Source organism: Steroidobacter sp., from assembly GCF_016790065.1.
Lineage (GTDB): Bacteria > Pseudomonadota > Gammaproteobacteria > Steroidobacterales > Steroidobacteraceae > Steroidobacter.
In genome coordinates, this window is sequence record NZ_JAEUPY010000157.1 from 1 (window position 1) to 11762 (window position 11762).

General features: G+C 62.1%; 9 protein-coding genes and 1 pseudogene. 6 read left to right on the forward strand and 4 right to left on the reverse strand.

What is annotated here, in order from left to right; all coding sequences use genetic code 11:
• On the forward strand, positions 1–331 hold a 331-nt coding region (locus JNL55_RS06640), incomplete at its 5' end, for a PilZ domain-containing protein (protein ID WP_293851025.1).
• 24 nt (positions 332–355) lie between these two features.
• Here JNL55_RS06640 and JNL55_RS06645 read toward each other — a convergent pair.
• Positions 356–1657: a spinster family MFS transporter gene (locus JNL55_RS06645; RefSeq protein WP_293851028.1), complete on the reverse strand. Its 1302-nt coding sequence runs from the start codon at positions 1655–1657 to the stop codon at positions 356–358.
• A 155-nt stretch (positions 1658–1812) separates the two neighbouring features.
• Here JNL55_RS06645 and recQ point away from each other — a divergent pair, with 155 nt between their 5' ends.
• Together recQ and JNL55_RS06655 are read left to right on the forward strand one after the other, a co-directional pair.
• Positions 1813–3696 carry a DNA helicase RecQ gene (gene recQ, locus JNL55_RS06650; protein ID WP_293851030.1) on the forward strand — a complete coding sequence of 628 codons (1884 nt, stop codon included), beginning with the start codon at positions 1813–1815 and terminating at the stop codon, positions 3694–3696.
• Between the two features lie 93 nt (positions 3697–3789).
• Positions 3790–4734, forward strand: a complete 945-nt coding sequence (locus JNL55_RS06655) for a 3-oxoacyl-ACP synthase III family protein (protein WP_293851032.1) — start codon at positions 3790–3792, stop codon at positions 4732–4734.
• A 19-nt stretch (positions 4735–4753) separates the two neighbouring features.
• Here the strand turns inward: JNL55_RS06655 and JNL55_RS06660 are convergent, their stop codons facing one another.
• Together JNL55_RS06660 and JNL55_RS06665 are read right to left on the reverse strand one after the other, a co-directional pair.
• Positions 4754–5761 (reverse strand): universal stress protein, encoded by a 1008-nt coding sequence (locus JNL55_RS06660; protein ID WP_293851035.1) that lies wholly within the window; start codon positions 5759–5761, stop codon positions 4754–4756.
• A gap of 96 nt (positions 5762–5857) precedes the next feature.
• Positions 5858–7414, reverse strand: a complete 1557-nt coding sequence (locus tag JNL55_RS06665) for an ATP-binding protein (protein WP_293851037.1) — start codon at positions 7412–7414, stop codon at positions 5858–5860.
• Positions 7415–7664: 250 nt separating this feature from the next.
• On the opposite strand from JNL55_RS06665, the gene JNL55_RS06670 reads away from it, so the two are divergent.
• Genes JNL55_RS06670 through JNL55_RS06680 form a run of 3 tightly spaced genes read left to right on the forward strand, consistent with a single transcriptional unit; the run spans position 7665 to position 11496 of the window.
• Positions 7665–8393 (forward strand): sensor histidine kinase, encoded by a 729-nt coding sequence (locus JNL55_RS06670; protein WP_293851039.1) that lies wholly within the window; start codon positions 7665–7667, stop codon positions 8391–8393.
• Positions 8394–8420: 27 nt separating this feature from the next.
• Positions 8421–9065: a response regulator transcription factor gene (locus tag JNL55_RS06675; protein ID WP_293851042.1), complete on the forward strand. Its 645-nt coding sequence runs from the start codon at positions 8421–8423 to the stop codon at positions 9063–9065.
• 40 nt (positions 9066–9105) lie between these two features.
• Positions 9106–11496 carry a phosphoketolase gene (locus tag JNL55_RS06680; protein ID WP_293851045.1) on the forward strand — a complete coding sequence of 797 codons (2391 nt, stop codon included), beginning with the start codon at positions 9106–9108 and terminating at the stop codon, positions 11494–11496.
• On the opposite strand, the pseudogene JNL55_RS06685 reads toward JNL55_RS06680, so the two are convergent.
• Positions 11493–11762, reverse strand: a pseudogene (locus tag JNL55_RS06685) (NAD(P)/FAD-dependent oxidoreductase); the annotation flags it as partial. The gene JNL55_RS06680 and the pseudogene JNL55_RS06685 overlap by 4 nt on opposite strands.

Genomic DNA, 11762 nt, shown 5'->3' on the forward strand with positions numbered 1-11762 from the left:
TGAGTGGGAGCGCGGCATAATGATCGCGCGTCGAAACCTCGGGGAGTTGAGCATGGAGCGACGTCTCCATACACGTCACAGAGCACGTACCGCCGTTTACGTTTCCGTCCCCGGCCGTCCCGGCAAGCTGTGCCGCGCGCGCAATCTGAGCGCGAACGGTGTGTTCATCGAAACCGAAAACCTGGGGTTGAAGAAAGGTGCCACGGTGCACCTGGCGTTCGCCATCAATCTCGGCGTGGTCACCAAGATTCATCGCCGCACCGCCATCGTCGCGCACGTGTCCAAAGGTGGCACGGGCTTGATGATGGAAAGCCTGACCGGAACGAGATAAGCCTGCGCCCGCAGGCGAACTTCATCAGTTCGACTGCGTCTGCATCGCCTTCATGTCAGCGGTAATGGTCCGCGACGCGCCGAACAGCGACCCCGAGCACAACAACATCAACGCCGGGATCACATACATCGCGCTGTGCAAACCCGAGGCGCGGAACGCTGCTTCCATTTCTGCCGCGCCGGCAGTCAGCATGGCTTGATGCGCGAAGTGGTCGCTCAGCGCACCCATGACGGTCGAACCGAAGCTCGCGCCCAGCACATACATCGCGAAGAAGTACAACGACACCGCCGTGCCACGCAGGTTGGGCGCGACGACATCTTGAATCGCGCTATACACCGTTGAGTAATACGCGAACGACAGCGCGCTCGACGCCCCCATCAGAATCGCGAACATCGTGATGCCGCCCTTCGGCTGCTGAAGTGCCAAGAATACGCACGGCGCGGCAAGCAGCAACGCATACGCGGCGACCAGTACACGGCCGTTCGGTCGCGAGACACGCAGGCGATCGCCGAGCCAGCCACCGACCAGCAAACCGATCGCGCCGGTCAACCCCAGCGACACCGCCGAAATGGTGTTGGCATCCTTGAGCCCCAGCTCATGGAAGCGTTGCAGGAACGGCGTCTGAAACACATTGACCGCGTAGCTGTTGAAGTTGAACAGCATGCCGGACAGCACGATCCACCACAGCGTCTTGATCCGCATCACCGTGCGATACGGCGAGACTGGCAATGCCAGCGACGTCCGAGCTTCGACTGCGCCGCGCGGCGGCTCTTTGATAAACAGCGCGAGCACCGCCAACAGCAATCCCGGCACGCATGCCACGAAGAACGCCGCCCGCCAGCCCCAAGCCTGACCGATGACACCGGCAAGCATGTACGCCGCGAACAGGCCGAGCGGCAGACCCAGCATGAAGATGGCCATAGCTCGCGCGCGACGTTCGGGCGGATACAAATCGCCAATCAGCGACTGCCCGGCCGGCGCGCAACTCGCCTCGCCGATACCGACACCGACGCGCGTCAACAAGAACGACGTGTAGTTCCAGGCGAGACCGGACGCGGCAGTGAGTACGCTCCAGAAGGTCACGCCGATGGCAATCAAGCGCGTGCGCAGCCAATTATCGGTGAGTCGCCCCAGCGGCACGCCGACGGCGGCGTACACCAAGGTGAACACCGTAGCGACGAAACCCAGCTGCGTGTCGTTCAGGCCGAATTCGATGCGAATCGGCTCACCCAATGCGCCGGCGATCTGCCGGTCGAAAAAATTCATCAGGTTGATGCCGAACAACACCGCCAGAGCGAAGCGCGCATTCTTCTGCTGGTCGGTCACGAAGCCCCCTTGGATGCATCCCTCGAGATGCACTTGTTGTAGTTGCTGTTCGCACGAGCCTACCAGTTGAAGACGGCTTAGGCTCGGCAAAGAATTGTCGGGCTCGGCGGCCACATCCGGTGCCAAAGCCGCAACCGGGATGCGATGATGCCGGGGTGACAGTCCCGACGCCCCCCGCCGCCCTCGCCGATGGTTCCGCCCTCGATCTCGCCGCCGCGCTCAAGAGCCGCTTTGGTTTCAGCACGTTCCGTCCTGGCCAGGAAGCGGTCGTGCGCGACGCGCTGGCCGGCCGCGACTTGCTGGCCATCATGCCCACCGGCGGCGGCAAGTCGTTGTGCTTTCAGTTACCGGCAGTTCTGCAGCCCGGGATCACGCTGGTCATCTCGCCGCTGATCGCGCTGATGCAGGACCAGGTGCGCCTGCTCCAGGACAACGGCATCGCGGCCACTTACATCAACTCCAGCCTCGAGCCGAGCGAAGTCAGCGCGCGGCTGCGCGGAGCGGCCAAAGGCGAATACAAACTTCTGTATCTCGCCCCCGAACGTCTACTGCAGCCGAACTTTTTCGATGGCGTGCTGAACCGTCTGGTCGAAGGCCGCGGCGTCAACGCATTCGTGGTCGACGAGGCGCATTGCGTGTCCGAATGGGGCCACGATTTTCGTCCGGAGTATCGGCAGCTCGCCGCCCTGCGCCGGCGTCATGCAAACATTCCGTTGTTTGCGTTCACGGCCACCGCGACACCGCGCGTCCGTGAGGACATCGTCAATCAGCTGGCACTGCATGAGCCGGCGGTGCACGTCGCCAGCTTCAATCGACCGAATCTCTATTACGGCGTGCGGCCGAAGAACAAGAAAACGTACGACGAGTTGCTGGCACGCGCGCGCGAGGACGAGTCGGGCATCGTGTACTGCCTGTCGCGCAAACGGGTCGATGAGCTGGCGTTGCAATTACAATCGGACGGCATCGCCGCCGTGCCTTATCACGCCGGCCTCGATGCCGAGCAACGGCGGAGCAATCAAGAGGCCTTCATCCGCGATGACGCGCGCGTCGTGGTCGCCACCATCGCGTTCGGCATGGGCATCAACAAGCCCGACGTGCGCTGGGTGGTCCACTACGATCTGCCGCGCACGCTGGAAAGCTACTATCAGGAGTCGGGCCGCGCCGGTCGCGACGGCGACCCGGCCGAGTGCATTCTGTATTTCAGCGCCGCCGACATTCGCACCGCCGAGTTCCTGATCCAGCAAAAGGTCGATCCGGACACCGGCGCGCCGCTCGAAGACGAGCAGCGACTGGCCCGGCAGCAGCTGCGCCAGGTGCTCAACTACGCCGAGTCCACCGAATGCCGCCGTGGAATCCAGCTGCGATACTTCGGCGAAGTGCTCACCGGTTCGTGCGGGAATTGCGACAACTGCCGCAATCCTCGCCAACTCCACGACCGCACCATCGAAGCTCAACAGTTTTTGTCATGCATCGCGCGGCTGGCACAACGACGCGAACGATATGGCGGCGCCTATCTGATCGACATCCTGCGCGGCAGCCAGGCGCAGCGCCTGATCGACAACGGTCATGCGCAGCTCAGCGTGTACGGCATCGGCAAACAGCATGGCGTCGAGCTGTGGCGCAGTGTGGTGCGCGCCCTGCTGCATCAAGGCCTGGTCCAGGAGACACAGGATGGCTATCCGGTGCTGTCGCTCAACGCGCTCAGCTGGGAAGTGTTGCGCGGTGAGCGCAAGGTCCATATCGCCGAGGCGCCGCCCTCGAGCCGTCGCAAATCCGAAGCGGCCGGCGCGGCCGAAGACCTGCACGTGGCCGACCAGCCGTTGTTCGACCGTCTACGAGCCTTGCGCAAGCAGGTCGCGGATCGTAGCGGCGTGCCGCCGTACGTCATTTTCCACGACGCCACCCTGCGCGAAATGGTGCGCCGGGCGCCGGCCAATCTGGAAGAATTTGCCACCATCCCGGGAGTGGGCCAGGCCAAACTGGCGCGTTACGGGCAGATGTTCACGGACGAAATCCGCGCAGCTTACTCCAAGGTATAATCGCCCCTCGCCTCGTGGGGGCCGCCGGAGGCGCGGGCCCCAGTTACCCCTTCCTACCGAGATCGCTGCGTTTTGACAGTCCAGAGACGACCGATGTTCATTCATGCCTCAGGCGAATACGTGCCGGAAAGGGTCGTGGACAACGACTACTTTGCGCGGCTGACCGGCCGGCCTTCGCCCTGGTTCGAGCAACTGACCGGCATTCGGCAGCGCCGGCGCGCCGGCGAAGGCGAGAACGCCAACTCGATGGCCATCGCCGCCGTCAAACACCTGCTCCGCACGGGCGATGCGACGCTCGAGGACGTGGACCTGATCATCGGCGCGTCCTACACCCCGTGGGACACCATCGGCACCATCGCCCATGTGTTGCAGCGGGAGTTCTCGTTGGCCAATGCGCGCGCCATCTATTTGTCGACCGCGTGCTCGTCTTTCATCGACGCCATCGACCTGGCGTCCGCCTACTTCGCCTCGGGCCGCTCGCGCAAAGCGCTGATCGTGGCCTCCGAGCACAACAGCCTGTACTCCTCGGACGGCGACGAAAAATCCGGTCACTTATGGGGCGACGGCGCCGCTGCCCTGATTCTGGGCAACACACCGGGCAAGCTGTCCTTGGAAGTGCTGGACACTCACACCGTCGGCCTGGCCGATCGCGGCAAAGGTCCGTTCGGCATCACCATGGTGCCGCGGGACGGCGGCTTGGTCATGCATCATGGCAAGGACATTTTCGTGCATGCCTGCCGGGAAATGGCCGGCATGGCGCGGCTGCTGCTGGAACGTAACAAGCTCGCGGTCAGCGACCTGCGGCTGGTGATTCCGCACCAGGCGAACAAACGTATCATCGACAGCGTCGCCAACGATCTCGGCCTGCAACCGCAGCGAGTGGCGTTGACCATCGGCGAGCTTGGTAACACCGGCTGCGCCAGCGTCGCCATCACTCTGCATCGTTACCTGCACAAGCTCGAACCGGGCGAATACGCGCTGCTGGTTGCATTCGGCGGCGGCTACTCCGCGGCCGGCGCGCTGCTCCGACGCGAGTAATGGTTTGAGTTGCGCTCACTCAGAGCGCAACTTGATCGCCGAAGTTCGGCGGCTTCACGATCAACGCATCGCACGGCAGCCGCTCGAGCACATCCTCGGCCGTGCTGCCGACGAAGATTCGTCTCAGCCCGCTGCGGGCAATCGCACCCATCGTCATTACGTCGGCGTGAATGCGTGACGCTGCAATCGGCACGATCTGCGCTGGCCCGCCCAATTCCAAATGAATGTTTTCGGGCGCGACGTTGTATTCGCTCACCAGCGCTGTCACCAGCTTGCGGCGATTCGACTCCTCCAGCGCCAACTCTTCCGGCGTGATCGAGGCGCCCATGGTCGGGCCGGTCACAGTCGCTGCGCCGACGATGGCCAGCGGCAAATAAACATGTAACACGTGTAGCTCGCCCTGCAGCTTCTGAGCGAACAGCGAGGCATGCTCGACGATCCAATGATCCAGAATTTCCGGCTTGTCGTTGACGTGACCCGGATCGACCGCGGCTACCACGCGAGGCGCAGATGTCCATGGCGCGCTCTTGGTTAGGAGCAGCGGCACCGGACAGCCACGAATCAATTGCCAGTCGGTATTGGTAAGAAACGTTCGTTGCGCGAGCGAATGATGATGCGTGTCTTTGACGACCAGATCGGCGTTGGTGTGGCGCGTCCGATCGATCAAGCCGACGTGCAGCGGATCGGCGGACGCGACTTCCGTCGTCACATCGATGCCACGCGCGCGCAGTGGCTCGGCCAGGCGCTCCAGAAATGCTTTGGTGTTGACCGGGAACGGTTCATCCGCATGAGTGCGCACATGCGACGACAAACGAATGTCACGAGCCGCCTTGGTGTCACAGACGAACAGCTCCAGCCGAGCGTTGAACTTCTCGGCGAGCACGGCCGCTTTGGTAACTGCCGGATGCTCCTCCGCTACGTCCCGAGGGACTTCCCCGGCCGAGCTCCTCGAGTCGCCCGGCCTTCGGGTCGGATCAACGATGACCAGAATCTGTTTGATGTAGTCCATGTTCGCAGTCGAGCTCATGCCGTCGAGTCGAGTCTCGAATCACGGCGCAGCGCTCGGTATCGGGACAACCGCGTAACTGGTCCGGACAAGCCCCGGCGAACCCGCGGAACCGCGTTAGCCCGTCCCACCAGCAGCGCTGCGAAGAGTGCCGCCGGCCTCTGCGGACAACTCATCAATCGCATCGAGCAATGCCGCGGTATCAACCGGCTTGCTCAAGAACCGGCAATTCGGCACGGGGCTGCGCAACGAGCGCAACACTGATGGCAGGTCGCCGCTGAGCACCACGCCCGGCACCTCGAAACCGATTCGCTGACGCAGCCGAGTCAGCAACTCCAAGCCGGTATTCCGTCCGTCCAGATGATAGTCGGCAACGATCACATCACCGCGCTGGAAGCGTTCGAACAAAACCTCTGCCTCGGCCGCGGACGCCGCGCTTTCGACATGAAACCCTTCGAAGCGCAAAAACAATTCCGTCGCCAACCGCACGCCGTCGTTGTCTTCGACCAGCAGCACTCGCGAGCGCCGCGTGATGCCGCCGACAGGTTCGACCGTGCTAGTAACATCAGCACCAGCCGGCATCGCCATCAAATATTGATTCGGGATACTCACCGTGGCCCGCGTGCCTTCGCCAACTCGCGAAGTAATGCTCACGCTGAATCCCAACAACCGCGCGACTTCTTTCACGATGGCCAACCCCAAGCCCACCCCCATGCGTTTCGCGCCTTGGGTATCGACCTGGTAGTACTCATCGAAAATTCGATCCAGCTTGTCCGCCGGAATGCCGATGCCGCTATCGCTCACCGTAATCGTCAGTGCCGAGCTGCCGGGCGCGCAAAGCACCGAGACCTCGCCCTGATCGGTGTACTTCAACGCGTTGCCGACCAGGTTCTGTAACAGCTGATAAAACAAAGTGCGATCGGTCGAGACCACCAATGCCGCAGGCTCGATGCGAAATGCGATGCCCCGCGCCTGTGCCACCGACTCGAACTCAGTGGTGAGCTGATGAAGTACATCGGTCAGCGGTACGTTGCTGATCTGCGGTTCGATGGCGCCCGACTCCAAGCGACTGATGTCGAGCAACGCATTCAACATGCGCGTCATGCCTTCGATGGCGCGTTCTTGCTGTTGCAATAACTCCCGCAGGTCGGGCCGCGAAATCTTCAGCATGGCCGCATTCAACAACCGGATGGTCTGAATGGGCTGGCGCAAATCATGACTGGCGGTAGCCAGGAACCGGCTCTTGGCGCGATTGGCGCGATCGGCGTCTTCGCGCGCAGCGATCAGAGCTTCATTGATCTTCTGCCGCTCGGTGTTGTCGCGAATCGCCGCGGCCACGAACAGCGTGCCACCGATTTTGAACGGCGCCAGCCGAATGCCGGCCGCGAACTCACTGCCGTCGGCGCGACGCGCGAACAAGTCGGCGATACGCGCACCCATTTCACGATTGCCGGGCCGGCTCAAAAAGCCGGTGAGATGACTGACGTGCTTGCCGCGCAGGCGCTCGGGAATCAGCGTCTCGAGCGGCTTGTCCAGCAATTGCTCGGGCTCGTAGCCAAACAGCTCGGTCACCGTGTGATTGGCGAAACGAATGCAGCCGGCAGCATCGACGACGATCAAGGCATCCGGGGAGAAACGCAGCAGGTGTTGAGTGATATCGCTGAGCTGGTCCATCTTGACGACTGAACGGGCGGTGGCGCTAACGGGAACTGCGCGCAAATTATGCCGCTTTGGCCGACGACACAAGATCGGAAGCCACCGCCAGGCGTGGCTCTACGGGGCGGGCGTAGTCGCTTCCGTGGAAGTCGCGGGTGTTCCGGGCCGGGGGTTGCGGCAGTCTGCGACCCATATGAAACTCCCGGAACCATGGCAAAGCCGCCCCGCCACTGTGTCCTTGTCACCCGAATCGGGCGCGAGTTCCGCCATGCCTGCTGACCCGTCGCGGCTGCTCGAGCAGTTGATGCAGATCGCGCGCACCTCCGCGCTGGAAGAAATGGCCAGCGGCTTCGCGCACGAGTTGAATCAGCCCATCGGCGCCATCGCCACCTTTGCGCAGGCCGCCGAACGCATGTTGTCGCGGCCCGAGCCGATGACCGGCGCAGCGCTGGACGTCCTGCGCCACATCAGCAACGAAGCACTCAATGCCGGCCAAGGCATTCGGCGCATCCGTAAATTGTTCAATGACACCGCGGTGGATCGCTCGATCTGCGCCATGTCGGAGGTGCTCGCTGAATTGATGCCGGTGCTGGAATTGCTCGCGGGGCGCGCCGGTGTGCGCCTCGAAGTGGCGGTCGCGGACGGATTGCCCTCAGTCGCTGTCGATCGCTTGCGCATTCAGCACGTGCTTTACACGCTCGTGCAAAATTCACTCGAAGTGCGCCGCCCCGATCAACGTCCGGCGCGGGTTCGCATCGAAGTGACAGGCGATCGCTACGCCGTGACCACGGCCGTGATCGACAACGGCGCCGGCTTGACGACCGAGGCCCGTGCGCAATTGTTTCGACCGTTTTTTACTACCAAGGATCAAGGCACCGGCTTGGGCCTGGCCTCCAGCCGCGCTATCGTCGAAGCCCACGAAGGCGCCATCGGCTGCGACGATGTCGACGGCGGTGGCGCCAAGTTTTGGTTTAGAGTGCCGGCCGCGATTGCCTAACTCGAACGGCCTGATCGAAACTGACTCATGAGCGTCATCAAAAACCCTCGCAAAAAACCTACCGTGTACATCGTCGACGACGACGATGGCATGCGCCGCGCATTGAGCGTGCTGATGTCGACGGTCGGCTACAACGCCGTGCCGTTCGAGCGCCCCGCCGAATTCCTGCAAAAGCTCGACCCCAATCAGCCCGGCTGTCTGGTGCTGGACGTGCGCATGCCGGAAATGAGCGGCCTGGAAGTGCAGCAGCAGCTCAATCGCAGCGGCTCCATGCTGCCGGTCATTCTGATCACCGGTCATGGCGACATTCCGATGGCGGTACAGGCCATGAAAGACGGCGCGTTCGACTTTCTACAGAAACCGTTCCGCGATCAGGACCTGCTCGACCGTATCAACGGCGCGCTGAAACAGGATGCTGAGAATCGCGAGACGGTGGAGCGTCATGCCGACCTCAAACGTCGCAGCGAGTCGCTCACACCGCGTGAGCGCGAAGTGATGGGCCTGGTCGTCGACGGTCGCGCCAACAAAGTGATTGCCATCGACCTGGGCTTGAGCGAACGCACCGTCGAGATCCATCGTGCCAATGTCATGGAAAAAATGCAGGCTCGCTCGGTGGCGCATTTGGTGAAGATGCATCTGACCTTGAACGGCGAAACCCAAGGAAGCGGCTAGGGTAACGGCTGAGGATGATCGAGCGTGCCTGGAGAGTTTCATGACCGACGCGAATCGCAACGACCCCACGCTCAGCGCTGACTATCTGACACGGCTCGACGCCTATTGGCGCGCGGCCAACTATCTGGCCGTGGGCCAGATCTATTTGATGGACAACCCGCTGCTCGAGCAGCCGCTGCAGTTGTCGCACGTCAAGCCGCGCCTGCTCGGTCACTGGGGCACGACGCCGGGCCTCAACTTCCTGTACGCGCATCTGAATCGCGCCATCCGCAAGTACGATTTGGATGTGTTGTATGTCGCCGGTCCCGGTCATGGCGGTCCGGCGCTAGTGGCCAACGTCTACTTGGAAGGCACTTACAGCGAGTACTACACCAATATTTCCGAGGACAAAGAGGGACTGCGCAAACTGTTCAAGCAGTTCTCGTTCCCCGGCGGCATTCCCAGCCACGTGGCGCCGGAGACTCCGGGTTCGATTCACGAAGGCGGTGAGCTGGGCTACGCGTTGTCGCATGCGACCGGCGCGGCGTTCGACAATCCCAACCTGCTGGTCGCTTGTGTGATCGGCGACGGCGAGGCCGAGACCGGCCCGTTGGCCACCAGCTGGCACTCCAACAAGTTTCTAAATCCAGCGCGCGATGGCGCGGTGTTGCCCATCCTGCATTTGAACGGCTACAAAATCGCCGGTCCGACGGTGCTCGCACGCATTCCTGAGGAAGAGCTCGCGCAACTCATGCAAGGCTACGGTTACGAACCTTTCTTCGTTCGCGAAGAAGACAGCATCGCCGCGACTCATCTGGCCATGGCCAAAACGCTGGACCGGATCGTCGAACGTATTCGCGAAATCCAGACCGACGCACGCACCAATGGTTTCCGGCAGCGACCACGCTGGCCGATGATCGTGTTACGCACACCCAAAGGCTGGACCGGCCCGGAACAAGTGGACGGCATTCCGGTGGAGAACAGCTGGCGTTCGCATCAAGTGCCGCTGGCGCAACTGGCCGAGAAAAAAGCTCACCTGCAGCTGCTCGAAACATGGATGCGCAGCTACAAACCCGAAGAGTTGTTTACTGCCGAAGGTAAGTTGCGACCTGAGTTGCGCGAACTCGCGCCGGCCGGCAAACGCCGCATGGGCGACAACCCGCACGCCAATGGCGGCGCGATACTGCGAGATCTGCGCCTTCCCGACTTCCGCGACTACGCCGTCGAATTGCCCGAGCCTGGCTCGCGCACTGCCGAATCCACTCGCGTGCAAGGCAAGTTTCTGCGCGATGTGATGAAGATGAACATGGACTCGGCCAACTTTCGGCTGTTCTCGCCGGACGAGTTCACCTCCAATCGTTGGGACGAAGTACTGAAAGTCACTTCGCGCATGTCGGCGGCCCGCATCGAGCCCACCGACAGCAGTGTCGCCGCCGATGGCCGGGTCATGGAGATGCTGAGCGAACATCAATGCCAAGGCTGGCTGGAAGGTTATCTATTGACCGGCCGGCACGGCTTTTTCAGTTGCTATGAGGCGTTCATTCATATCGTCGACTCGATGTTCAATCAGCACGCCAAGTGGCTCAAGACCTGTAATCACATCGCCTGGCGCCGGCCCATTGCATCATTGAATTATCTGCTGACCTCGCATGTCTGGCGGCAGGACCACAACGGCTTCAGCCATCAGGACCCGGGCTTCATCGACCACGTGATCAACAAGAAGCCGGAAGTGGTCCGTGTGTATCTGCCGCCGGATGCCAATAGCTTGCTGAGCGTGACCGACCATTGCCTGCGCAGCCGGAACTACGTGAACGTGGTGGTCGCCGGTAAACAGCCGCAGTATCAATGGCTGTCGATGGACGCCGCGATCAAACATTGCAGCGCCGGCGCCGGCATCTGGGACTGGGCCAGCAATGACCAGAATGGCTCGCCCGACATCGTCATGGCCTGCGCCGGCGACGTGCCCACGCTGGAAACACTTGCGGCCGTCTCGATGCTCCGCGAATGGCTGCCGTCGCTGCGCATCCGAGTGGTCAATGTCGTGAACCTCATGACCTTGCAGCCCGAGAGCGAACATCCGCATGGCATGCGCGACAAGGAGTTCGATTCGATTTTCACCACGGATAAGCCCATCTTGTTTGCGTTCCATGGCTATCCGTGGCTGATCCATCGCCTCACCTATCGACGCAAAGGCCACGATAACTTGCACGTGCGCGGCTACAAGGAGGAAGGCACGACCACCACGCCGTTCGACATGACGGTGCTGAACGATCTCGATCGCTATCACCTCGCCGAAGCCGCCATCGATTTGGTGCCGAGCCTGGGCTCGCAAGCCGGTCACCTGCGTCAGCGGCTACGAGACAAGCTGATCGAGCATCGCGAGCACGTGCGCAAGCACGGCGAAGACATGCCCGAAGTTCGCGATTGGAAGTGGACGGCCAGCGCCAACTAGGAATACAGCGCCGGCAACTGCGCGTGCAGGAACCAGCGGTCCAGGATCACATTGCGTGCGAACCACTGTGTTCGCATCAATCCTCGCGCCAGTGCCAGGCGCACCTTCGCAGGCAACATCGACAGCGCCGGCGCTTCGCCGCGCTCGCCGAATCTCGTTCGTAAAGCCGCCTCGTAATGTGACAAGCGCTCACGTCGGTAGTCGCCATTCACCGCAAGCGCATTGGCCGCCGCCATCAAGCCCGACTCGATTGCCGGCCGAATGCC